Genomic DNA, 22,762 nt, shown 5'->3' on the forward strand with positions numbered 1-22,762 from the left:
ATCTTCGCATTCGTGGCGTGCGTGGCGGCGACGTTCCGCTGACACTGTCCGCGCCCCTTCCCCGCGCGGTGTGCGGTTCCGGTGCGGGCCGGGTACGGGCGGCCGCGGATCTTACGAGAGTCTCAACGCAACGCCCAGGAACGGCCGGACGGCGCGGGCGCGGACCTAGCATCGCCTGCGTGACAACGCCACCGCCGCGCGTGTTGCGGCACATCCGGTTCCGCAGCCCGCTGCGCGGCCCCTGGCTCACCTCCGTCCTCGGCGTGGTGCTGCTGGCCTGCCTGCCGCTGGTCATCGTCACCGGCCTGCTGGACCACGCCGCCTACGGGCCGGGACAGGGGATTCCCGCGGACGTCGGCTGGCTGCGCCTGCCGGCGTTCGACTGGCCGACGCGCCCGGCGTGGCTGTTCCAGCTGACGCAGGGCCTGCACGTCGGGCTCGGGCTGGTGCTCGCACCGGTCGTGCTGGCGAAGCTGTGGTCGGTCATCCCGAAGCTGTTCGCCTGGCCACCGGTCCGCTCGCTCACCCACGCGCTGGAACGGATTTCCCTGCTGCTCCTGGTCGGCAGCACCCTGTTCGAGTTCGCCACCGGGATCCTCAACATCCAGTACGACTACGTCTTCGGGTTCAGCTTCTACACCGGGCACTACATCGGCGCGTGGGTCTTCCTCGCCTCCTTCGTCACGCACGTCGCGCTCAAACTCCCCACCACGGTGCGCGCGCTGCGATCCCGCTCCCTGCGCCGCGAACTGGCCACCTCGCGTGAGGACACGGTGCCCGAGCCACCCGACGACACCGGGCTCGTCGCCGCCGACCCCGCACCCCCGACCATGAGCCGCCGCGGGCTGCTCGGCACCGTCGGCGGCGGAGCCCTGCTCGTCGGCCTCCTCACCGCGGGACAGTCGACCGGAGGCCCGTTGCGGGACCTCGCACTGCTCCTGCCGCGCGGCAGGCAATCGGGGGAGGGGTTCCCCGTCAACAGAACCGCCGTCGCGGCCGGGATCACCGCCGAGAGCACCGGCACGGGCTGGCGGCTGACCCTCACCGGCGAGCACGAGCGCGTCCTCACCCGCGACGACCTGCTCGCCCTGCCCCAGCACACCGCGCGCCTGCCCATCGCCTGCGTCGAGGGGTGGTCGACCGTGCAGACCTGGACCGGGGTGCGGCTGCGCGACCTGGCCGCGCTCGCCGGGATCCCGCACCCCGCCTCGGCGTCGGTGACGTCGCTGGAACGGGGACCGTTCGCCCAGGCGACCCTCAACTCCGGCCAGGCGACCGATCCCGACTCGCTGCTCGCGCTGCGGGTCAACGGCGAAGACCTCAGCCCCGACCACGGCTTCCCGGCCCGGATCATCGTCCCCGCGCTGCCTGGCGTGCACTGCACGAAGTGGGTGCGCTCGATCGCCTTCCGGAGCGCCCCGTGAAACGGCTCATCGCCCTGCTCGCGGGCCTCGCGCTCGCCGCCTACGCCGGATCCTTCCTGCTGGGCGAGCCGGATCTGCCGACGATACTGGTCTGGTTCGCCGGCGCCGCCGTCGTGCACGACCTCGTGGTGTTCCCGCTGTGCGCGGTGGCCGGACGGGCACTGGCGCGGCTGCCCGTCCGGATCGTCAACCACGTCCGCCTGCCCCTGCTCGGCGCCGGGCTGACCTTCCTGCTGTTCCTGCCCGGCATCATCCGCCAGGGCGAGGCCACCCACCTCGCCGCCACCGGCCTGGACCAGCAGCCCTACCTCGGCCGCTGGCTCTGGCTGGTCCTGGGCATGTTCGTGGTCTCCGGACTCGCCTACGGGGTGCGCCTGATCCTCAGCCGGCGCGCCTGAGCTCGGCGAAGTGCCGCCCGCCGTGCGCCGCGGTCCACGACACCGCCAGTGCGGCGGCCGCGGCGACGCCGGCGAGTGCGTCGGCGCCCAGCCAGGCCCACGGGAACCACGGGCTCCCGTCGACCCGCACCCGCTCCCGCCGCACGGCCGCGCCGGGCGGGTCCAGTTCGACGAGCGCCCGGCCGCCGGGACCGAGCAGTTCGAACACCCGCCGCAGCAACACCACCGGATCACCGCCGATGCCGATGTTGCCGTCCGCCAGGAGAGCGTGCCGCCACCGGCCGGCCCCGGGAACGCGGTCGAACACGTCGCGCCGCAGCGCCACCCCGCCCCGGCGGCGGGTCAGGCGGACCGCGGTGCCGGACACGTCGATGCCCAGCGACGGGACACCCCGCCGCGCGAGCGCGGCCGTGAGACGACCGGGACCGCACCCGATGTCCAGGGTCGGACCCCAGCAGCGGCCGAGCAGCAGCTCGTCGGCGGCGCCGGGATCGCGCAGCCAGCGCCCAGCGGGCAGCTCGATCCGGCTGCCGTCGGCCAGTTCCAGGCGGCAGTGCCCGCCCAGGAGCGCGCTGTCGAAGTGCCCGCTCACCGCGTCACCGCCGCCACCGCGACGGGAAACCGGCCATCGCACACCGAAGCCACCGCACGGGCGTCCGCCATCGTGTCCACATCGGACAGTTCGGTGAGCTCGCGCGGCACCACGCCACGCTGGGACAGGGCCGCGTGCGTGCGGTCGCCGGTGTCCGATCGCGACATGGGCACGTCTTCGAGCACGCGGGCGGCGGCAGGATCCCGCAGGCCCAGGGTCCACCAGCCGCCGTCGGGTGCGCGGCCCAGCACCGCCTCGTGCGCGGTGAGGTCCGCGGCCGCCGCCGCGAGCAGCTCCGGACGGACCTGCGGGGTGTCCATGCCGATCTGCAGCACGGGCAGCCCCGGGTGCCGGGCGGCGGTGTCGGCGTGCGCGTTCGCCAGCCGCTCCCCGAAGGGCCCGCCGCGCTGATCCAGGACCGTCGTCCGCGCCAGCGCGTGCCGGATCTCGGCCGACCGCGCGGCCGCGGCGAAGTCCCCGGTCACGGCGACCACGGGCACCGCCCCGGGGGTCGCGGCGACCGCGTCGAGCGTGTCCAGCAACGCGGCGGCGGCGATCTCGGCGGCCTGCTCCGGCGACGCGGGCGGGCACAACCGGGTCTTCGCGAACCCGGGCACCGGCGCCTTGGCGACCACCAGCAGGCAGAACCGGGCGGTCATCCGAGCAGCACCCGCGCCATGTCGCGGACCGCGCCCACGGTTCCGCGCACCGAACCCGACACCTTCGACCGGCCCGCGGACCGCGGCCGGTAGACCACGTCGCACTCGCGCACCACCCACCCGGCGCGTCCCGCCCGGATCAGCAGTTCCAGCGGATAGCCGGACGCTCGGTCGGTCACGCCGAGCCCGAGCAGCGCTTCCCGGCGGGCCACGCGGACCGGCGCGATGTCGTGCACCGGCACGCCCTGCAGCCGCAGCAGCGCCGACAACACGGCGTTGGCCACGCGGGCGTGCCACGGCCAGGCGCCGGGAACCGGACGGCGCCGCCCGGCCGCCAGGTCCGCCTCACCGCGCTCGACCACCCCGGCGAGCACGGTCAGCGCGGCGGGGTCGAGCGAGCCGTCGGCGTCCAGGACGGCGACGAGGTCGCTGGTCGCGTGCTCCAGACCGGTGTGCACGGCCGCGCCGTAGCCGCGGCGCGGTTCGCTGACCACCTTGGCGCCCGCGGCGGCGGCGACCTCGGCCGAGCCGTCGGTCGAGCCGTTGTCGACCACGATCGCCCGGCACCCGGGCGGCAGCGCCGACAGCACGCCGGGCAGGGAACCGGCTTCGTCGAGACAGGGCAGGATCACATCCACGACACCGGACGGTATGTCCACGGTGGAGAGTTGAGAACCGTTGCCGCCCTTACCGAATCGTGACGCCTTGACAATTCTTACCGACTCCTGACGGATCGGCGCGACCGCCGCCGTCGGCGTGCGCGACGGGCTACGGTGCGCGAAGCCGGCGCGGAAGGGGACAGAGGTGCGGGTGGACGCGGTGCGGGCGCCGGAGCGCAGCGGCCGCCGGGCGGACCTGGTGACCGTGGTGTGCGCGTGCGCGCTGGTCGCGGTGGCTGTCGCGGTCGGCGCCTACCTCAACCGGCCCGGTTCCGGGGTCACCCTCCTCGCACCGGCCGCGCCGCTGTTCGGGGTCTGGTCGCCGCACGCCGGACCGGGCACGGTTCTCGCCGTCATGGTGGCGTTCGCGGTGGTCGGCTGGGGGCCGTCGCTCACGCGGACGACGGCGTGGCGGCCACTGCTGGCCGGGTCCTACCTCGCGGCGCTGGCCTGGACGTTCGCGCTCGCGCTCGTCGACGGCTGGCAACGCGGCCTCGCCGGGCGCCTGACCAACCCGAACGAGTACCTGCGCGAGGTTCCGGGCATCCAGGACATTCCGGCCATGCTGCGCGGGTTCACCGCGCGGATCCTCGACTTCCAGCCGGACTCGTGGACCACCCACGTGTCCGGGCACCCGCCGGGCGCGACCCTGGTGTTCGTGTGGCTCGACCGCCTCGGCCTGTCCGGCGGGGGATGGGCCGCCGTGGTGTGCGTGCTCGCCGGGTGCCTCGTCGTGCCCGCGGTCGCGGTGACGCTGTCCGCGCTGGGCCGGGCCGACGCGGCGCGCGCGACCCTGCCGTTCCTGGTGCTCTTCCCGGGCGCGGTGTGGATCGGCGCCTCCGCGGACGGGCTGTTCGCCGGGGTCACCGCGGTGGGCATCGCCCTGCTCGCGCACGCGACGCCGGCCTTCCGGACCGGGCGGCGTTCGGCGGTCCCGGCCGCGTTGTCCGGTGGCGTGGTGCTGGGGTTCGGGATCTTCCTGTCCTACGGGCTCGTCCTGCTCGGGGTGGTCGCGCTGGCGGTGGCGGTTGCCGGGCGGAGCGTCACCCGAGCGTTGCCGCTGGCGCTGGCCGGCGCGCTCGCTGTCACCGGCGTGTTCGCGCTCGCCGGGTTCTGGTGGCCCGACGGCTACCACCTCGTCGTCGAGCGGTACTACCAGGGCATCGCCGCCGAGCGGCCGTACGCCTACTGGGTGTGGGCGAACCTGGCGTGCCTGGTGATCGCGTCCGGGCCCGCGGTGGTCGCCGGGGTGCGGCGCGCGGTGCTGGTCCGGCGGTGGCGCGACCCGGTGCTGTTGCTGGTCGCCGCCGCGGCGCTGGCCGTCGTACTGGCGGATCTGTCCGGGTTGTCCAAGGCCGAGACCGAGCGGATCTGGCTACCATTCCTGGTGTGGCTGGTGCCCGCGGTGTCGCTGCTGCCGGGCCGGCGCCGGGTCTGGCTGGCCGGCCAGGCCGTCACGGCGCTCGCGGTGAACCACCTCGTGCTGACGTACTGGTAGGGCGGACGTGACTGGAACAGGCCACATCCTCGTCGTGGACGACGACGAGACGGTGCGCGACGTCGTGCGGCGTTACCTCGAAGCGGGCGGCTTCACCGTCGAACTCGCCGGGAACGGCGACGAGGCGCTGCGCCGCTTCGCCGGGCGCGAACCCGACCTGGTCGTGCTCGACGTGATGATGCCCGGCATGAGCGGCCTGGAAGTGTGCCGCCGGATGCGGGAACGCACCGCGGTGCCGGTGGTCCTGCTGACCGCGCTCGGCGAGGAGGAGGACCGCATCGCCGGCCTGCGCCTGGGCGCCGACGACTACGTGACGAAACCGTTCAGCCCGCGCGAACTCGCGCTGCGGGTGATGTCGGTGCTGCGGCGGGCGCGGCTGCCGGCGCGCGAACCCGCGCCCGACGTGCTCACCGACGGCGGGCTGCGGCTGCGGCTCAGCGCACACCAGGCGACCCTCGACGGGCGGCCGCTGTCCCTGACCACCCGCGAGTTCGACCTGCTCGCGTTCTTCCTCGCCCAGCCCGGCACCGCGTTCTCCCGCGAGGAGCTGCTGGAGAAGGTGTGGGGCTGGAACTTTGGCGACCAGTCCACCGTGACCGTCCACGTGCGCCGGTTGCGCGAGAAGATCGAGGACGACCCGGCCAAGCCCACCCGGATCGCGACCGTGTGGGGTGTCGGCTACCGCTACGACCCGGTGCGGCCATGATCGAACCCACCGAACCGTGGCGGGACATGCTCCTGCACGCCTGGCACATCCTTCCGGTGGCGCTGCTGTTCGCCCTGCCGGTCGCGCTCGCCGGCGGGCTGGTCCTGTACGTCCTGCGGCGCCGTTCGCTCGCCACCACGCTGACGGTGCTCGTGCTGATCCCGGTGCTGGCGACGCTGACCGGCGTGCTCGGCGTCAGCGGTTTCATGTTCACCCCGGCGATGACCACGATGATGCTGGTGTGCCTGCTCGTCGGGCTGGTCACCGTGCCCGCCGCGATCGTGCTGGGCCGCACCATCGCGCGGCGCACGGTGTGGGAGCGCGAGGCGCGCGAGCGTGAGCGGATGGCCGAGGCCGCGCGGCGCGACCTGGTGGCGTGGATCAGCCACGACCTGCGCAGCCCGCTGGCGGGAATCCGGGCGATGGCCGAGGCGCTGGCCGACGGCATCGTCTCCGACCAGCGCGAGGTCGCCGGTTACGCGCAGCGGATCAGCGGCGAGAGCGAACGGCTCTCCGGCATGGTGACCGACCTGTTCGAGCTGTCCCGCATCACGGCGGGCGCGCTGCGGCTGTCGATGTCCGCGGTGCCGCTGCGCGACGTCGTGAGCGACGCGGTCGCCACGCAGGCGCCGATCGCGCGACGGAAGCAGGTGTGCGTGCGCGCCGAGTCCGAGTCGTGGCCGGTCGTGTTCGGCAGCGACCCGGAACTGGCGCGGATCGTGCAGAACCTGGTCTCCAACGCGATCCGGCACACGCCCCCGGACGGCACGGTGTCCGTGCGGGTGGCCGTCGAGGGCGGCGACGCGCTCCTCGCCGTGGACGACGGGTGCGGCGGCATCCCGGACGACGAGCTGGCCCGGGTGTTCGACGTCGCCTTCCGCGGCACGGCGGCCCGCACCCCGGACCCGTCCGGCGCGACCGGCGCCGGGCTCGGGCTCGCGATCACGAAGGGGCTGGTGGAGGCGCACCACGGCCGGATCGGGGTGCGCAACCACGGCGCGGGCTGCCGGTTCGAGGTCCGCCTCCCGCTCGCCGCGCACTGACTTCAGGCACGTAGCGGCGCGGCGGCGAAGGACGCGATCCCCTCGGCGAACGGGATCTTCGCGGTGAACCCCAGCAGGTCGCGCGCGCGGGCCGGGTCGGCCACGACGTGCCGGACGTCGGCGGGCCGCGCGCCCCCGGCCACCACCGGGGGCGGACCGCCGAAGGCCCGGGCCAGCTCGGTGGCCAGCTCGCCGACGGTGTGCGGGGTGCCGGAGCAGACGTTGACCGGAGTCAGCTCGCCCGGCGCGCCCGGAGTGGTCAGCGCGCGCAGGTTCGCGTCGGCGACGTCCTCGACGTGCACGAAGTCCCGCCGCTGCCGCCCGTCTTCGAGGACGGTCGGCGCTTCACCGCGTTCCAGCGCGGAGCGGAACAACGCAGCGACGCCCGCGTACGGGGTGTCGCGCGGCATCCGCGGCCCGTACACGTTGTGGTAGCGCAGGGCCCACACGCTGCCGCCGGTCTGCCGCGCCCAGGCAGCGGCCAGGTGTTCCTGCGCGAGCTTCGTGGCGGCGTACGTGCTGCGCGGCCGCAGGGGCGCGTCCTCCGGCACGAGGAGCGGTTCGAGGTCGGCCCCGCAGCGCGGACAAGGCGGCTCGAACCGGCCGGCGTCGAGCGCTGCCGGTGTGCGAGCGGCGGGATCGACCAGGCCGTGAGCCGGGCACCGGTAGCGCCCCTCGCCGTAGACGACCATCGAGGAGGCCAGCACCAGCCGCCCGACCCCGGCGGTGTGCATCTGGGCCAGCAGCACCGCGGTGCCGTAGTCGTTGTGCCACGCGTAGAGCGGAGCGTCCGCCGGATCGAGCCCATGCCCCACGACGGCCGCCTGATGACACACGGCGTCCACCTCGTCCAAGAGATCACGCACGATTTCGGCGTCGGCGAGGGTGCCCCGGACGAACCGATGCCCCACGAGGTAGGCCGGCACCGTGTCGCTGTCGTGCGCCTGGGGAAGGAGGTCGTCGAGCACCAGAACGTCATGCCCCTCGGCGGCCAGGAGATCAGCAACGCACGAACCGATGAACCCGGCGCCCCCGGTGAGAAGAACCCGCATGGCGGCCACCCTAGGGGCGTCTCGGCAACCACCCAGCCGCCGCGGCGCACACGTCAGACTTCGGTAATGCCGGGAGCGCCTCGCTGCTCCGCGAGCGATCGCGGGCAGTGAGGCTGAATCCCGGTAGGTTCGTATCGGGAGGCTGAGTGATGGACAACGCCAGCCGGCCTCGCTGGTGACCAGGATGATCGACCGGCATCCAGGCGAATCCGGACGAGGCGACGTGGACGAGGAGAGCCTGAACCTGTTCTTCGGCCTGGTGCGGGGCTTTCTGGACGAGCGGCGGAAGATGTGGGCGGATCCCACTCCCGGGAAGTTCGAACCTCGTGGGCCGTAATTGGCGGGGGCCTCAGCCGGACACAGCCTGGTCCGGCAGCCTGACCGACATGGCGTGGTGGAACACGTCCCGCGGGTCCCAGCGTGCCTTGACCTGCTGGAGCCTCCGGTAGTTGTCCTTGTAGTACAGGGTGTGCCAGGGGACTCCGGACCTGTTCCACTCCGGATCGGTGGTGTCGACGTCCGGGTAGTTGATGTACGAGCCGTCGGTCACGCTGCCCGGCACCGGCACCCCTCCGGTGTCCTGGTACATCGCGCGGTACCAGCGCCGGATCCAGTCCAGGTTCGCCTGCTCGCCGTCCGGGTCGGTCCAGGTGACGGTGTAGATCGCCTTCATGATGCTGTCCCGCTGGGCCAGCGCGGTCGCGTCCGGCGCGACGGTGTTGACCTTGCCGCCGTAGGGCACCAGCAGCAGCACCGCCCGCTCGTTGTGGTGGTCCGTGCTCGTCAGGTAGCGGTAGGCGGTGCCGATCTGCGCGTCGGTGAACCGCTTGCGCAGGTAGGCGGCTTTGGCCTTGAACATCCCGGATTCGTCTTCCTGGCTGAGCGATCCGGCCTTCACCGCCGCCAGCCAGGGCAGCCGGTGCGGCGGCTCCACCGTGATCGTGCCCTGGACTCCGGCGGTGATCTCCTGCACGTATTCACTCAGCAGCCGGTCCGCGTCGGGCAGCGTCCCGTCCATTGTGGCCACCATGACGAACGCGCCGGGGTCGGCGCCGGTGTTGCGCCGGGTGATCAGCATCGGGCTGAAGAGGCTGGCGTAGGGGGAGCCGGGTGCGCTGTGGTGCTCGTGCCATTCGCCGTAGTTGCGCAGCAGCCGGTGGAACGACTCCTCGGTGGTGTCCTGCCAGCGCCACCCGATCGTCGTGCCGAGTGTCACCGCGGGTGGTTTCGGCAGGAGGCGGGCGGGATCGTCACCGGTCGCGCCGGGCGAGCGCATCCAGTACCGGGTGACCACGCCGAAGTTCCCGCCGCCACCACCGGTGTGCGCCCACCACAGGTCCCGGTTCTCGTCGTCCTGCTCACGGGTCGCGACCACCGCGCGTGCCCGTCCGGACCGGTCCACCACCACGACTTCCACCGCGTACAGGTAATCCACGACCGACCCGAGACTCCGGGACAGCGGCCCGTAACCGCCACCCTGGATGTGCCCGCCCGCGGCCACACCGCCGCACTGGCCGCCGGGGATCGTGACACCCCAGCCGAGGTAGAGCCGCTCGAACACCTCCCACAGGGTCGCGCCCGGCTCGATCATGAAGGCGTTGCGCCGCCGGTCGAACGTGACCTGCCGCATCGCGGACATGTCGATGATCACCTCCGCGCCGTCGCCGACGAAGTTCTCGTAGCAGTGCCCACCGCTTCGCACGGTCACCCGTTTGCCCTCGCGCGTCGCGTCCGCGACCGCCGGCACGACCTGCTCGGTGGTGGTGGGCAGGCGGAAGGAACCGGGACGGGGGAAGAACCGCTCGCTCGTCCGGCGCAGCACGAGGTCTTCGTACCGGGGATCACCCGGCCGGATCGTGACCGGATCCGGCGCCTGACCGAGCGGAATCCCCTCCGCCTTCGCCGGAGCGACCAGTGCCGCGCCGCCCAGCGCTGCTGTGCCGGCAAGAAATCCACGACGTGTCGGCATTTTCATTTCTCCCCACTGTTTTCCGGTGTGCCGGCAGGAACGTTAGGACCGGCCGCTCCGGTGGCACCAGTGGTTCGGACCAACCGTCAGGCAACCCTCAGCGAACCGTCAGATTCGCGGCAGCCACGCGGGACGTGGTGTGATGGGCAACGTGGACAAGGTTCTCGTGGTGGACGACGACCCGGGCTTGCGGGAGCTGCTGTTGTCCGCGCTGCGGTTCGCCGGCTTCGAGGTCGAGGCCGCCGCCGACGTACCGGCCGCACTGGCCGCGATCGAGGCGCGCCCACCGGACGCGATCGTGCTGGACGTGATGCTGCCCGGCACGGACGGGTTCGACCTGCTGCAGCTGCTGCGCTCGCGGGGCGTCGACGTGCCGGTGATGTTCCTGACCGCGCGCGACGAGCTGGACGACCGGGTGCGCGGGCTGCGCATGGGCGGCGACGACTACCTCACCAAGCCGTTCGACGTGGTGGAGGTAGCCGCGCGGCTGGAGGCGCTGCTGCGGCGTGCCCGCCGCGTGCCGTCCGCGGCGCCGGAGGGCGTGTTGTCGTGCGGCGACCTGGAGGTGGACGAATCGAGGCACCTGGTGACCAGGGGCGGGCGCCCCGTCGAGCTGTCGCCCACCGAATTCCGGCTGCTGCGTTACCTGATGATCAACTCCGGGCGGGTGGTGTCCAAGGCGCAGATCCTGGACCACGTCTGGCAGTACGACTTCGGCGGCGACGCGGGTGTGGTCGAGCGGTTCGTCTCCAACCTGCGCCGCAAGATCGACTTCGGTGGCCCGTCGCTGATCCGCACCGTGCGGGGCTTCGGGTACAGCCTGCGTGCGGAGCAGCGGTGAACTGGCGCTCCCGGTGGCGGCCCGCCCTCGTCGCGCTGCTCGCCGGCCCGCGCGCCGCCGTGCTCAGCGCCAGGCTGCAGAAGGCGTACGACGCCCAGCAGCGGGCCCAGGACCGGCTGCGGAGCTTCGTCGCGGACGCCAGCCACGAGCTGCGCACGCCGCTGACGACCATGCACGGCTGGATCGACCTGTACGTCCAGGGCGGCCTGCGCGATCGCGACGAGCTCGACCACGCCATGGCGCGGATGCAGGCCGAGGTGGGCCGGATGCGGCTGCTCGTCGACGAGCTGGCACTGCTGGCCCGGCTCGACGCGGCCCAGCCGCTGAACCGCGCGCCGGTGGACGTGGTCGAGCTGGCCGCCGAGGTGGTGGACGACGCCCGGATCGTCAGCACCGACCGGAAGATCACCCTGGAGGGGGCGGCGGAAGCGGTCGTCGACGGTGACGGTCCCCGCATCCAGCAGGTCCTGCGCAACCTCGTCGGCAACGCGGTGCAGCACACCCGGCCCGGCACACCGGTCACCGTCACGGTCAGCTCCCGTGAGCGTGACGTGCTGATCGCGGTGCGGGACGAGGGCGACGGGATCGCGCCGGAGCACCTGCAGCACGTGTTCGAGCGCTTCTACCGCGCCGACCCCAGCCGAAGCCGCGACGGTGGCGGCTCGTCCGGGCTGGGCCTGGCCATCGTCGAGGGAATCGTGACCGCACACGGCGGCACGGTCGACGTCACCTCGGCGCCTCGGCAGGGCACCACGGTCCGGGTCACCTTCCCCGTCGACAGCCCCGCCTGACCGTCAGCGCGCGGTGCCGAGCGTCTCCACTGCCGGTCGTCGCGGGTCGTAGGCGGCCCAGCCCGGGTTCCCGGTCCGGGCGAAGGAGACCCAGGCGGCGTGCATCCGGTTGGCGAGGCCGTCCGGGACGGGGTCCGGGCCGAGCAGGCCGGTGTCACCGTGCAGCCACGGCTCGTCGGCGATGTCGAAGACGAACGGCAATTCGACGGTGTGGGCGGCGCCGAGCCGTCCATTCAGGGCGGTCGAGCGGTACCCGAACGAGTAGACGTGGGTGCGGCCGCCCGAAAGCCGCGCATGGGCCTGCGCCAAGCGTTGCGTCCCGGAGCCGAACAGGGCCTCCCCGAGCAGTGCCGAGCGCAGTTCGCCCGGGGACGCGTCCGGTAGTGCGGCGAGCGCCGTCTCCGGGTCCGGGTGCACCTGCGCGGCGAGGGCGCGCACGTCCGCCTCCGTGGTGGTCTCCAGTCTGCCTTGCGGCACGAGGTAGAGGCGGCCTTCTTCGGTGTTGGTGCCGATCAGCAGGTCGACGTCGCGGGCCGGACCGTCGGCGAGAGCGTCGGCGGGCTGCACCGCGCGGACGACGCTGAACTGGCTGAGGCCGGCCAGCGGGTCCCTGGCGGTGCTGGTGCGCAGGTCGAGTCCGGCCAACGCGGGCAGGATCTCCACGAAACGCTCGTCCGGGATCGCGGCGAACGCCTCGGCGGTCGGTTCGGCACCCAGCGCGGCAGCGGCCGCGGCGGTGACGCGTCGCGCCTGTTCCGGGGTGAAGGCGCCAGTTCCGCTGCCGCTCTGCATGATCGCCCGCCGGAAGAGGCCGCCCGCCTCCGGTGTCGCGAGCAGCGCCCCGACGAGCGTGGCGCCCGCGGACTGGCCGCAGATCGTAACGTTGTCCGGGTCACCACCGAATGTCGCGATGGTGGCGTGCACCCAGCCGAGCGCGGCGAGCACGTCGAGCAGGCCGCGGTTGGCCGGCGCGCCGTCCAGGTCGAGGAACCCGGGGATGCCGAGGCGGTAGTTCACCGTCACGAGGACGATGCCGTCGCGGGCGAACGCGCGGCCGTCGTAGAGCGCGGCGCGGGTCGAGCCGGTGACGAATCCGCCGCCGTGCACGAAGACCAGGACGGGTCGCTTGCCACCGTCCGCGGCGGGTGTGCGGACGTCGACGGTCAGGTACTCCTCGCCCCGGATCCAGCCCGGCCCGAAGTACGGGGTCATGTCGAGCTTGCCGAAGTCGCGGGCGGGCTGGGGCGCTGTGGGCGAGGGCCGCGTGCCGTCGCGGACGCCCGGCCAGCGGGGGTGTGGCTCGGGCGCGGCGAACCGGCGGGCGCCGATCGGTGCTGCCGCGTAGGGGATGGCACGGTAGAACTCACCGGAGTCGTCGCGGACGCCGCGCACGGCGCCCGCCGGGGTTTCGACCACGGGATGCGCGTTGCAGGTCATCGGAAAACGCTTCCTTTCCAGGCGAGTCAGCGGATGCGGGAGAAGGCCGCCCACTCCTTGATCGCGAACTTCGATCCGTCGCGCTCGACCTCGGCGGCGCCCGCGCCGGCGAAGTGCGCGGGGAACACGAGCGCGTTGGTCTCGGCGGCGTGGCCGAGCAGCTTGTGCCGGGTGGCCCGGGATTCGGCCGGGTCCTCGCAGAAGCAGGAGTTGGTGTCCGGCTCCGGGATCTGCAGCGGGGTGTGCACGAGATCCCCGACGAACAGGGCCCGGTCGCCGCCGGACTCCAGAACGAGCACGGACGAGCCGGGGGTGTGCCCGGGAGCGAGGTCGAGCCTGAGGTTCTTGTCGATCCGGTAGGAGCCGTCCCACAGCCGGGTCAGGCCGGCTTCGTGGACCGGCGTGACGCTGTCCTCGAAGACGTTCTGGTTCCCCCGGCCGAACACGGTTTCGTTGTCGTTGGCGGGATTCCAGAAGTCGAAGTCCCGCTTCGGCATCAGGTATGTGGCGTTGGGGAAGGTCGGCACCCAGACCCGGCCGTCGAGCCGGGTGTTCCAGCCCACGTGGTCGATGTGCAGATGGGTGTTGACGACCAGGTCGACGTCCTCGGGCCGCACTCCGGCGGCGGCGAGGTTGTCGAGGTAGCTCGTGTCCAGGCGGCTCCAGACCGGGGCGTACGGCCGGTCCTTGTGGTTGCCCACACCGGTGTCGACGAGGATCGTGCGCCCCTCGCTGCGCAGCAGCCAGGACTGGATCGCCGACCGGCACTGGCCGGTTTCGGGGTCCCAGAAGTCGGGCACCAGCCAGTCGCGGTGCTCGTCCCACGCGCCGTCCGGACTGTCCGGGAAGAATTGGTCCGGGCTCATCTCGACCGGACCGTAGAACTCCTTGATGCGGGTGACGGTGACCTCGCCCAGTGCGATCTGTTCGGGGTTGTGCTCCATGACGCCGAGTCTGGGAACGCGGGCGGGTGCGGACCACTCCCGCGTTGTCCTACCCCTCGCAGGGTGTGGCTGGGACCGGCCGTGCACTGGATACTGGGTGCATGGACGGACCCGGCCCACTCGGCGATTTCCTGCAGGCCCGGCGGGCGCTGCTGCGACCGGAGGACGTCGGTCTGCGCGACGTCGGACCCCGCAGGCGGGTGGCCGGGTTGCGGCGTGAGGAACTGGCGCGGCTGGCGGGGGTCAGCGTGTCGTACTACACCAGGTTGGAGCAGGGCTTGTCCCGCGGGGCCTCGGCCGAAGTGCTCGAGGCGATCGGTTCCGCCCTGCGGCTCGACGACCACGAGCGCGAGCACCTCGTCCGGCTCGCCGAGGCCGCCCGCCGCGCCCCGCGAGCACGCCGCCCCCGGCCCGAGAAGCTCGCTGATGAGACGCGGGACCTGCTGCGCGCCGTGGACGGCGTCCCGGCGCTGGTGCTCGGCAGGCGCACGGACGTGCTGGCGTGGAACGCTCTCGGGCACAGCCTGCTGGCCGGCCACCTGGACTTCGACAGCCCGGACGACCCGGCGCGGCGGCCGAACATGACCCGGATGCTGTTCCTCGACCCGCACTGCCGGGAGCTGTACACCGACTGGAGGCGCAAGGCCAGCGCGGTTGTCGGCAACCTGCGGATCACCGCCGGAAAGCACCCGCAGGACCCGCTGCTCGCGGAGCTGATCGGCGAACTGACCATGCGGAGCCCGGAGTTCGTGGAGCTCTGGCGGGACCACCGCGTGGCACCCTGCGACGCCGCGTCCTACGACCTGCACCACCCCGTCGTCGGCGCGGTGACGGTGACCCAGCAGACGCTGTCGATCGCCCGTTCGCCCGACCAGGTGCTCATCGTGTGCACGACGCCCGCCGGTTCTCCCTCCGAAGAGGCGCTCGCACTTCTCCGCCAGACGAGCGGCGGTGAGCACGCCCTTGGTGCCATGGAGGTATCCGCCGATGGACGGGATCGGGCACGGTCGCATCCGGCCCGCGCTTGACTGGTGGGAATCGGGTGGCCGGCCCGGTGCGGACAAGGGGGTGAACCATTGGTCCGGTCTGGTGCAGACGGTGGTGGCGGAGTTCAGGGCGGAGCTGAACCGGTCTCTGTCCGCTGATCGGCGGTCCCTGGCGGGGGTCGAGTTGGACTGGTACCTCCGCAATCTGGACGGTGTAGCCGTTTCGACGCGGACCGGCTGTTTCCGCTGCTTTCGGCGGAGATCACGGACGAACGTATCGCCAAGGCGAAGCGGCTGAAGCATCTCCTCGCCCTGGCCGCCATGGTGCAACCGCGGCTGACCGACCACAGTGACGTGGAAAGAGTGGACCGCTGGCGTTCGGTGTACGAATTGTTGCCAGTGGCCGGGAGGCGGAGGGTGGGCATGGCTCATGCGGTAAGGCTCTACTGTGCATTGGGTGAAAGTGACGCTGCCGGAGGGCTTGACGCCTTGGTGGCAGCGGCTCGCGAGCAGGGGGCTGACCTTCGGCCGGGTGCTCGTGAGTCTGGCGGCTCCTGGGTGTCGGCGATACTCGACCGGGCTGGCGAACCCGCCGGTGCCGGCGGCTGTCACATCGAGATCCACGCGCAGTCACCCTTGACCGCGGTGATGATCGCCGAGGTCGCTGACGCAGAACCATCCGGCCGAATCAGGTCGGCGAACGCGGTGGTGACTCTCACTCTGACCGGCTCCGACGTGGACTGGTCAGTGGTCAGAGCCACTTGGAAAGCCGCCAAGTCACTCTGGAACGCAGTCCCTTACGACGGTGGCTGGGGCTTCGACATCGACTTGGATGAATTGTAATTCCCGCGCCCCGGTGCCGAGGGCGATGCCCGGGTCGCCTTGGGCCTCCGCCGATACCCGATCGGGGATGATCGTTCTCACTGCCGGTAGCGCGCCGTCGCTACCGCGTCTTCGCCCGCGACCGGTGCGAAAAGTGGACAGACTCGAGCGAAGAACGGCTCGTCGAACAGTGGCACTCCGCCCTAACGTCATCGGCACCGGATCCGGTCGTGAACCGTGACGCGGACACCGGCCGAATGTCAGAGTGGACGGAGAATCAAGTGGTCAAGTCCTGGCTCTTTGAGATTTTCAGCTACCCGTACGATCCCGACCCCGCGAAGTTCGACCCGCGGTTGTGCAAGGATCTCTACGACTGGAAGCTGGAATCGTGGGTCGCCGCCGAGGACCTGGGGTTCGATGGGGTCTTCTTCTCCGAGCACCACTTCACGCCGTACAGCATCAGCCCCTCGCCCAACCTGCTGGTGGCGACCCTGGCCCAGCGGACCAGCCGGATGAACATCGGGGTGATGGCGAACATCACCGCGTTCCACAACCCGCGCCGGCTTGCCGAAGAGGGCGCGATGCTCGACTACCTCACCGGCGGCCGGCTCGAGGTCGGCCTGGGACGTGGCGTGGACGAGCCCGAGTTCATCCGCGAAGGCGTCAAGATGGAGGAGACGCGCGCCCGGTTCGAGGAGTCCGTCGCGCTCATCCAGTCCGCTTGGAAGGAACACACCTTCACCTTCAAGGGCGAGTTCTACAACTACGACAACGTGAGTCTTTGGCCCCGGCCCTTGCGGTCCGAGCTGCCGATCTGGGTCACGGCGCTGAGCCCGCAGACAGTGAGCTGGGCGGCCCGGCAGGGCTTCCGGTTCACTTCGGTCTTCTCACCGACCGACAACATGCGGACGATTTTCGAGCAGTACAAGAAGGCGGCTGCGGAAGCCGGCCGCGAAGCCGAACCCACTGACATGGGCGTGTGCCGCAACGTGTTCATCGCGGACTCCGAACAGGAGGCGCGCGATCTCGCCGAGCCCGCCTTCGACGCGCTGTTCGCGGCGTTCAAGGAAGCGGCTGTGTTCGACGATCTCGACAACGTGCCCGCCGGCTACGAGCACTACCAGTCCTTCTTCCGCCCCTTCGCCGGGGAGGACGTGTCGTTCGACGCTCTCATCGACATCGGGGCGATCTGCGTGGGGAGGCCGGAGACCGTCCGCGACCAGATCGTGAGCCAGATGGAGCACATCGGCTGCGGGAACTTCCTCAACTGGGGGTCGTTCGGCACCCTCACCAAGGAACAGACGATGCGCTCCTACCAGTTGTTCGGCGAGCACGTGGTGCCGGCTCTGCGCTCCCTGAAGGTGTAGTCGTGACGTCCGAGCTGGCCTTGTGCTGCATGTCGCACACGCCGTTGCTGGGGTCGGGCGACCCGGGCGAGTCGGTCGTGCAGCGGGTCGACGGCGCTCTCCGCGACGCCAGGCAGTTCGTGGAAGCTTTCGACCCGGACCTCGTCGTGATCTTCGGCCCTGACCACTACCAGGGCTTCCGATATGAACTCATGCCACCGTTCTGCGTCGGGCTGTCGGCTACGGCCATCGGTGACTACAACACCAGTCCCGGTGAGCTCGACGTGCCACAGGCACTCGCCGACGATCTGGTCGTCCACCTGCTGGCGGCGGATCTCGACGTCGCCATGTCGGAGAAGATGGTCGTCGATCACGGCATCGCCCAGCCGCTGGAAAATTTGTTCGGCTCGAGCGCGGCCAAACCCGTGATCCCCGTCTTCATCAACTCGGTCGCCGAGCCGCTGGGACCTCTGCGCCGGATCAGGCGCCTCGGCGCGGCGGTGGGCGAGTTCGTCCGGGACTTGGATCAGAAGGTCCTGCTCGTCGGCTCGGGCGGCTTGTCACACGATGTGCCGGTCCCGCGGCTGCGCCAGTCTCCACCGGAAGACGTCGCGTACATCGTGGACAAACGCCGGACGCCCGAGGAGCAGGCGGCGCGCGAGGAGGCGGTGTTCGAGGCCGGCCAGGCCTTCGCGCGCGGTGAGTCCCCGCTGCTGCCACTGAACCCAGATCTCGACGAGCAGATCCTTCAGCAGTTCGAGAAAGGCGACCTGCCCTGGTTCGACGCGATGAGCGTCGAGTGGCTCGGCAAACAGGGCGGCAGTTCGATCCACGAAGTACGTTCGTGGATCGCGGCCCACGCCGCGCTGCAAACCGCAGGTCCTTACCGGACCGAGTCTTCGTTCTACCAACCGGTCCCCGAGTGGATCATCGGCTTCGCGGTGACCACGGCGCGACCACGAGAAACGACCAGGTGAGAGAATTGGTGGAAAAGGAAGAAGTCGTGCCGACCGATGACGGGCCGATGACGGTCACGGTTCGCCATCCCGACGACAGTGGCCCGTTTCCGGTGGTCATCGTTTACCACGACGGGCCGGGGCTGCGCGAGGACATCCACGACGTCAGCCGCAAATTGGCGGGTGCCGGCTATTACGCCGTTCTGCCGGATCTCTACCACCGGCTCGGCCATCGGATTTCCTTCGACCTGGCCGGTATCGGTCAAGGGCCGGGATCACCGGAATTCGATCGCCTGATGGCGGCGGTCACCTCGCTCAGTGACGACATGGTGCTAGCCGACACGGCCGCGATGCTGGAGGTCACCGCGAAGGACCCCGCAGCCGACATGAACGCCAAAGCCGCCATGGGGTTCTGCATGGGCGCGCGCTTCACCCTGCGGTTGCTCGCCTCCGACCCCGCGGGATACGCGGCAGGCTCGGCGCTGCACCCGTCGAACTGCGTCACGGATGACCCGGACTCGCCCCATCGGAGCGTCGGGAAGATCTCCGCCGAGCTGTTCGTCGGACTCGGCGCGGCCGACAGGCTCTCCCCGCTCGAGCTGAACAAGCCGCTCCGGGACGAGCTGAGCAGGCCCCCGGTGAACGCGACTGTCGAGATCTTCGACGGTGCCGATCACGGCTTCATGTTCCCGCAGCTGCCCGCCTACCAGCAGCACGCGGCGTCCGTTTCGTGGGACCGCACGCTCGAGTTGTTCCACCGAACCCTGGGGAAGAGGTAGCGCCGATCATGCGATCTGCGGAGCTTGCTCCCGTGCGGACGGAAGACCTGGCCACCGGCGCGGACACGACGCACGTCGCGACGGCGGGAGACCCCGGTGGCGAACCGCTGCTGCTCCTGCACGGGACCGGACCGGGCGCGACGGGAGCGCTGAGCTTCCGGCCGCTCCTGCCCGGCATCGCGAAGTACCGGTGCATCATGCCCGATCTGGTGGGATTCGGCCGCAGCAGTCATCCGGAAACCCTGCCCCCGGGCCCGGGGCCGTGGTTCCGGCGGCGCGTCGACGCGGTGCTCCGGCTGCTGGACGAGCTCGGACTGGATCGGGTTCACGTGGCAGGACACTCCTACGGCGCCCGCGTGGCGCTCGATCTGGCCGTGCACGCACCCGAGCGGCTCGGGCGGATCGTCCTGATGGGCGCGGGCGGAACCCCGGTCAAGGCCAAGCTGGGGACGCTCACCGCGTTCTACGAGAGCCCGAGTGAGGAGGCGATGCACGCGCTCGTGACCGCCCAGCTGTCCCGAGGCGGCGGCATCGACGACTACGTGAGGGAGCGTTTCGCGGTCGCGATCAGGCCGGAGGTGCGGCGGTCGTTCGAGGCCGCCATGGCGGCCGGCGAGCCCGCACCGGTCTACGACGAGCCGGTGCTCGCCGGCATACCGCACCCGGTCCTGGCGGTGCACGGGAAGGACGACGGGACGATCTCGCCCGCCGCGGGGCTCTTCCTGGCCGAGCACCTTCCGCACGCGGACCTGCACCTGTTCGCGGATTGCGGGCACCTGCTCCAGTTCGAGGTGCCGGCCCGGCTCGGTGCTCTGATCCGTGAGTTCCTGGCAGCGGCGTAGGCCGGGGAACGCCGAACCCGCTGAACCGCTGACGAGGAGAAAACAATGCCATCGGTCGAGACCGTCGGTGCACAGTGCCGTGCCACGGTCACTCCTGAGACTGAACCCCGCGGCCGTGACAGGAGGCCCGCGTTGATCGTTCCCGATCCGGACGAGACCGGCCCGCTGCGGCAGGTCTACGGAACCTTTCCCAGCGGGGTGGTGGCCGTGTGCGCGCTGCGCGACGCCGCTCCGGTCGGCATCGTCGCGAGTTCGTTCGTCGCGGTCTCGATGAACCCGCCGCTGGTGTCGGTGTGCGTGCAGCACACCTCCACGACCTGGCCGCTTCTGGCCGACCGGCCCCGGCTCGGGCTGTCGGTGCTCGGGACGACGCATGACCGGGTCTGCCGGCAGATCGCCTCGAAGACGGGGGACCGGTTCGCCGGCATCGGCTACACCACCACCGGCGAGGGTGCGGTGCTCCTGCACGGCGCGGCCGCCTGGCTGGACTGTTCGATCGACAGGGTCATCAGCGCGGGGGACCACGACCTGGTGCTGCTCCGCGTCGAGGGCATGCAGCCACACGACAAGGTCGCCCCGCTGGTCTTCCACGGCAGCCGGCTGCACGCGCTGTCCACGTTGGCGTCCTGATGTCCGCCCAGCCGGCCCCCCTTTTCACGGACGACCGAGTAGCCAACGCCGTGGCCGCATTGCGCGCCGGACGCCCGGTTCTCGTGGGTGGCGGCACCGAGTACGACGTCGTCCTCCCCGCGGCACTGGCCGAGCCGCGGTGGACCGCATGGACGGTCCGCCACACGTCGGGGGTTCTCTGCGCACCCCTTCCGGCGGAGCGCGCCGGCGCACTCGGCCTGCCCCCGATGGCCCATGACAACCAGGATCCACGAAGTCCTCTGTATACCGTCTCGGTCGACGCGGCACACGGCATCACCACCGGTATCAGCGCGGCCGACCGCGCGCGCACCGCGCGGGTGCTCGCCGATCCGGCCAGCGGCCCCGCCGACCTCATACGGCCCGGTCATCTGCTGCCGCTGAGGGTCCATGCCAATGGTGTCGTCGGACGGCCCGGGCACGCCGAGGCAGGCGTGGACCTGTGCCGCCTCGCAGGGCTTCCGCCAGTGGCGCTGACTGCCCGGCTGGTCGGCGACGGCGTGGGGACGGCCGGCGACGAGGACGCGGCCCTGCTCGCGGCCCGGCACGACCTGCCTGTCATTCACATACCGGAGGTGGTCGAGCACCGGTTGCGCTTCGGCGACGGGGAACGAGGACGCGTCACCCGGGTCACCAACGCTCGGTTGCCGACCGTGCACGGCCAGCTCGACGCCGTCGGATACCGCGACGAGGTCACGGGCGCCGAGCACATCGCGCTGGTCGGACGTCCGCGGACGAGTGTGCCGCTCGTGGCGGTGCACGCCGAGTGCGTCACCGGCGACATCTTCAAGACTACGCGCTGTGATTGTGCTCGCCGTATCGCGGAGTCGGCGGCCGTCATCGCCCAGGAGGGTGGTGTGCTGGTCTACCTGCGCAGGCCGGGAGCGCGGGTGCTCGGCGCGCGCGACGGGCACACCTGGACGACCGTCGACGACGGCGCTGCCGGCGCGATCGTCGCTGACCTCGGGTACCGGTCTGTCCGGCTGCTCACCGGGCCGGGGACGGCGGTGCAGCTTGCCCGGCCCGGCCTCACCGTCCTCGCGGTGCAGAATCGACCTGTGAGCCCGCTGACCTGAACCGCCGGCTTGGGGTCCCGGTCGAACTCCGGCTGATGCGGTTCGTTTTCCGGACTGTCGACCGGAGTGCGAAGCACTACCATGTTGCCGAAGGGTGATCACCGACCATCCTTGCTGTGCCACCCGAAGCCGAGTGGGAGGTGCTCGACGATGACGTCGAGGCACGCGTCCGAGGCCTACGCGCTCGCGAAACAGATCGCGAAGGGGCAACGAGCCACTTCGGGAGGCCTCCTGCGCACCGACGATCTCGATGAGGCCCGCGGCTTCCTCACCAGCGTGTACGCACCCCACCACATGACGGCGGTCGACCGAGGCCGATTCGGATTCAGCATGCGGGTGCTGAACGCCGAGCGGCTCAGGATCGGGTACAGCAACTTCAATTCCGACGTCCGGCTGGAAGTTCCGCCGCCGTCGTTCTACGTGTTCTGCTACGCGCCATCGGGATCCGTCGACGTCGTTTCGGGCCGCCGGTCCGCATCCGTTTCCCGTACCACTGCTGCTGTCCTGTCGCCGAGCGCGCCGTGGCGGTTCGAACGCTGGACCGACGACAGCACGTTGATGGCGATGCGGATCGACCGCGCCGATCTGGAGGACGATCTGTCTGCCATCCTCGGCAGGAGGGTTGTCGAGCCGATCGAGTTCGGCGACAAACTGGACCTCACCAAGGGACGAGGCGCCGACTTCGCCCGCGTGCTGCGACTCCTGCAAGACGACGTCGGACAGCCGAGCCAGCTCGCCCAGCAGCATCCGGTCATGGCATCGCACCTGGGACAACTGGTGCGGTCGGCGCTGCTCATGTCGCAACCGCACAACTACTCGGACAAGCTCGACGAAGACCGGGGCTTGCGCCTGCCCTCCGCCATACAGCGGGTCGTCGACGTGATCGAAGACGACCCGATGCAGGTCGGCAGCGCGGCTGACATCGCGAGGATCGCCTGTATCAGCCTGCGAGCGCTCGAGAAGGCGTTCGTCCGGGAGTTCGGCATCCCGCCGATGGCGTACCTTCGGCAGGTCAGGCTCGCCCGCGCACGAGACGACCTGATCAACGGGGACCCCGATGTCCTCACCGTGTCCGCGGTGGCGCTCCGCTGGGGTTTCGGCCACCTCGGCCGGTTCGGGGCCGCGTATCAGGAGCGGTACGGGGAGCCACCGTCGCACACCTTGCGGCGCGGAAAGCGAGGACTCGAATTCGTGGTTTCGCGACCGCCCTGGTTCGAAGGCGAACTCGGCAACGGTTAGCCCTGCAACGGCAGTTAGGCGAGTTGATAGCCGCGTCGTTTGTAGTGGCTGAGGC

Annotated in this window: 22 protein-coding genes; 15 read left to right on the top strand and 7 right to left on the bottom strand. The window is 71.2% G+C overall.

The genetic code is table 11. The features are described from left to right. Positions 1-179: 179 nt before the first annotated feature. Complete coding sequence (locus tag L2C96_RS35430) at positions 180-1,424, top strand: molybdopterin-dependent oxidoreductase (protein WP_237339290.1); 1,245 nt, start codon at positions 180-182, stop codon at positions 1,422-1,424. After that, on the top strand, positions 1,421-1,822 hold the full coding sequence (locus tag L2C96_RS35435; protein WP_237339291.1) for a hypothetical protein: 402 nt from the start codon (positions 1,421-1,423) through the stop codon (positions 1,820-1,822). The genes L2C96_RS35430 and L2C96_RS35435 overlap by 4 nt, the downstream gene beginning before the upstream one ends. On the opposite strand, the gene L2C96_RS35440 is transcribed toward L2C96_RS35435, so the two are convergent. The 3 genes from L2C96_RS35440 to L2C96_RS35450 are packed head-to-tail and all read right to left on the bottom strand — an operon-like array spanning position 1,806 to position 3,711. Further along, a complete protein-coding gene (locus L2C96_RS35440) occupies positions 1,806-2,414 on the bottom strand; it encodes a class I SAM-dependent methyltransferase (RefSeq protein ID WP_237339292.1) in 609 nt (202 codons plus the stop codon). The two genes, L2C96_RS35435 and L2C96_RS35440, sit on opposite strands and share 17 nt — an antisense overlap. Next, a complete protein-coding gene (locus tag L2C96_RS35445) occupies positions 2,411-3,073 on the bottom strand; it encodes a TIGR04282 family arsenosugar biosynthesis glycosyltransferase (RefSeq protein ID WP_237339293.1) in 663 nt (220 codons plus the stop codon). The genes L2C96_RS35440 and L2C96_RS35445 overlap by 4 nt, the downstream gene beginning before the upstream one ends. Further along, complete coding sequence (locus tag L2C96_RS35450) at positions 3,070-3,711, bottom strand: glycosyltransferase family 2 protein (protein WP_202961431.1); 642 nt, start codon at positions 3,709-3,711, stop codon at positions 3,070-3,072. Before L2C96_RS35450 ends, L2C96_RS35445 begins: the two co-directional genes overlap by 4 nt. A gap of 166 nt (positions 3,712-3,877) precedes the next feature. Between L2C96_RS35450 and L2C96_RS35455 the strand changes: the two genes are divergently transcribed. From L2C96_RS35455 to L2C96_RS35465, 3 genes are read left to right on the top strand one after another with little or no spacing between them, the layout of a single operon-like run. Beyond that, complete coding sequence (locus tag L2C96_RS35455; protein ID WP_237339294.1) at positions 3,878-5,230, top strand: hypothetical protein; 1,353 nt, start codon at positions 3,878-3,880, stop codon at positions 5,228-5,230. A 34-nt stretch (positions 5,231-5,264) separates the two neighbouring features. Then, the gene (locus tag L2C96_RS35460; protein ID WP_372491301.1) at positions 5,265-5,936 is read left to right on the top strand and encodes a response regulator transcription factor; all 672 of its coding nucleotides are present in this window, start codon (positions 5,265-5,267) and stop codon (positions 5,934-5,936) included. Next, positions 5,933-6,979 (top strand): sensor histidine kinase, encoded by a 1,047-nt coding sequence (locus L2C96_RS35465; RefSeq protein WP_020418606.1) that lies wholly within the window; start codon positions 5,933-5,935, stop codon positions 6,977-6,979. Before L2C96_RS35460 ends, L2C96_RS35465 begins: the two co-directional genes overlap by 4 nt. Before the next feature lie 2 nt (positions 6,980-6,981). On the opposite strand, the gene L2C96_RS35470 is transcribed toward L2C96_RS35465, so the two are convergent. Together L2C96_RS35470 and L2C96_RS35475 are read right to left on the bottom strand one after the other, a co-directional pair. Continuing rightward, on the bottom strand, positions 6,982-8,031 hold the full coding sequence (locus tag L2C96_RS35470) for an NAD-dependent epimerase/dehydratase family protein (RefSeq protein WP_237339296.1): 1,050 nt from the start codon (positions 8,029-8,031) through the stop codon (positions 6,982-6,984). Positions 8,032-8,380: 349 nt separating this feature from the next. Further along, positions 8,381-10,006, bottom strand: coding sequence for an FAD-binding oxidoreductase (locus L2C96_RS35475; protein WP_237339297.1), 1,626 nt, complete (start codon positions 10,004-10,006; stop codon positions 8,381-8,383). 136 nt (positions 10,007-10,142) lie between these two features. On the opposite strand from L2C96_RS35475, the gene L2C96_RS35480 reads away from it, so the two are divergent. Together L2C96_RS35480 and L2C96_RS35485 are read left to right on the top strand one after the other, a co-directional pair. Then, positions 10,143-10,841 carry a response regulator transcription factor gene (locus tag L2C96_RS35480; RefSeq protein ID WP_237339298.1) on the top strand — a complete coding sequence of 233 codons (699 nt, stop codon included), beginning with the start codon at positions 10,143-10,145 and terminating at the stop codon, positions 10,839-10,841. Continuing rightward, positions 10,838-11,632, top strand: coding sequence for a sensor histidine kinase (locus L2C96_RS35485; RefSeq protein ID WP_237339299.1), 795 nt, complete (start codon positions 10,838-10,840; stop codon positions 11,630-11,632). The genes L2C96_RS35480 and L2C96_RS35485 overlap by 4 nt, the downstream gene beginning before the upstream one ends. A gap of 3 nt (positions 11,633-11,635) precedes the next feature. Here L2C96_RS35485 and L2C96_RS35490 read toward each other — a convergent pair whose 3' ends face one another. Then, positions 11,636-13,069, bottom strand: a complete 1,434-nt coding sequence (locus L2C96_RS35490; RefSeq protein WP_237339300.1) for a carboxylesterase/lipase family protein — start codon at positions 13,067-13,069, stop codon at positions 11,636-11,638. A 26-nt stretch (positions 13,070-13,095) separates the two neighbouring features. Further along, entirely contained in the window at positions 13,096-14,013 is a 918-nt protein-coding gene (locus L2C96_RS35495; RefSeq protein ID WP_237339301.1) for an MBL fold metallo-hydrolase, read from the bottom strand. Positions 14,014-14,114: 101 nt separating this feature from the next. Here L2C96_RS35495 and L2C96_RS35500 point away from each other — a divergent pair, with 101 nt between their 5' ends. The 8 genes from L2C96_RS35500 (at position 14,115) to L2C96_RS35535 (ending at position 22,707) form a co-directional block, all read left to right on the top strand. Beyond that, entirely contained in the window at positions 14,115-15,041 is a 927-nt protein-coding gene (locus L2C96_RS35500) for a helix-turn-helix transcriptional regulator (RefSeq protein ID WP_237339302.1), read from the top strand. 1,061 nt (positions 15,042-16,102) lie between these two features. Further along, complete coding sequence (locus tag L2C96_RS35505) at positions 16,103-17,188, top strand: LLM class flavin-dependent oxidoreductase (RefSeq protein ID WP_237339303.1); 1,086 nt, start codon at positions 16,103-16,105, stop codon at positions 17,186-17,188. A gap of 2 nt (positions 17,189-17,190) precedes the next feature. Beyond that, the gene (locus L2C96_RS35510) at positions 17,191-18,144 is read left to right on the top strand and encodes a 3-carboxyethylcatechol 2,3-dioxygenase (RefSeq protein WP_237339304.1); all 954 of its coding nucleotides are present in this window, start codon (positions 17,191-17,193) and stop codon (positions 18,142-18,144) included. Between the two features lie 8 nt (positions 18,145-18,152). Next, positions 18,153-18,902, top strand: coding sequence for a dienelactone hydrolase family protein (locus L2C96_RS35515; RefSeq protein WP_237339308.1), 750 nt, complete (start codon positions 18,153-18,155; stop codon positions 18,900-18,902). Between the two features lie 32 nt (positions 18,903-18,934). Next, on the top strand, positions 18,935-19,744 hold the full coding sequence (locus L2C96_RS35520) for an alpha/beta fold hydrolase (protein WP_237339305.1): 810 nt from the start codon (positions 18,935-18,937) through the stop codon (positions 19,742-19,744). A gap of 132 nt (positions 19,745-19,876) precedes the next feature. Further along, positions 19,877-20,374 carry a flavin reductase family protein gene (locus tag L2C96_RS35525; protein WP_237339306.1) on the top strand — a complete coding sequence of 166 codons (498 nt, stop codon included), beginning with the start codon at positions 19,877-19,879 and terminating at the stop codon, positions 20,372-20,374. Continuing rightward, entirely contained in the window at positions 20,374-21,468 is a 1,095-nt protein-coding gene (locus L2C96_RS35530) for a 3,4-dihydroxy-2-butanone-4-phosphate synthase (protein WP_237339307.1), read from the top strand. The genes L2C96_RS35525 and L2C96_RS35530 overlap by 1 nt, the downstream gene beginning before the upstream one ends. Positions 21,469-21,618: 150 nt before the next feature. Then, positions 21,619-22,707 carry an AraC family transcriptional regulator gene (locus L2C96_RS35535; RefSeq protein ID WP_020418623.1) on the top strand — a complete coding sequence of 363 codons (1,089 nt, stop codon included), beginning with the start codon at positions 21,619-21,621 and terminating at the stop codon, positions 22,705-22,707. Positions 22,708-22,762 lie beyond the last annotated feature (55 nt).

Source organism: Amycolatopsis tucumanensis, from assembly GCF_021654135.1.
GTDB lineage: Bacteria > Actinomycetota > Actinomycetes > Mycobacteriales > Pseudonocardiaceae > Amycolatopsis_E > Amycolatopsis_E tucumanensis.

Coding starts and splice junctions, on each gene's coding strand:
- L2C96_RS35445 (WP_237339293.1), bottom strand. CDS start 3,073: ATGACCGCCCGGTTCTGCCTGCTGGTGGTCGCCAAGGCGCCGGTGCCC.
- L2C96_RS35465 (WP_020418606.1), top strand. CDS start 5,933: ATGATCGAACCCACCGAACCGTGGCGGGACATGCTCCTGCACGCCTGG.
- L2C96_RS35470 (WP_237339296.1), bottom strand. CDS start 8,031: ATGCGGGTTCTTCTCACCGGGGGCGCCGGGTTCATCGGTTCGTGCGTT.
- L2C96_RS35475 (WP_237339297.1), bottom strand. CDS start 10,006: ATGAAAATGCCGACACGTCGTGGATTTCTTGCCGGCACAGCAGCGCTG.
- L2C96_RS35480 (WP_237339298.1), top strand. CDS start 10,143: ATGGGCAACGTGGACAAGGTTCTCGTGGTGGACGACGACCCGGGCTTG.
- L2C96_RS35490 (WP_237339300.1), bottom strand. CDS start 13,069: ATGACCTGCAACGCGCATCCCGTGGTCGAAACCCCGGCGGGCGCCGTG.
- L2C96_RS35495 (WP_237339301.1), bottom strand. CDS start 14,013: ATGGAGCACAACCCCGAACAGATCGCACTGGGCGAGGTCACCGTCACC.
- L2C96_RS35500 (WP_237339302.1), top strand. CDS start 14,115: ATGGACGGACCCGGCCCACTCGGCGATTTCCTGCAGGCCCGGCGGGCG.
- L2C96_RS35530 (WP_237339307.1), top strand. CDS start 20,374: ATGTCCGCCCAGCCGGCCCCCCTTTTCACGGACGACCGAGTAGCCAAC.
- L2C96_RS35535 (WP_020418623.1), top strand. CDS start 21,619: ATGACGTCGAGGCACGCGTCCGAGGCCTACGCGCTCGCGAAACAGATC.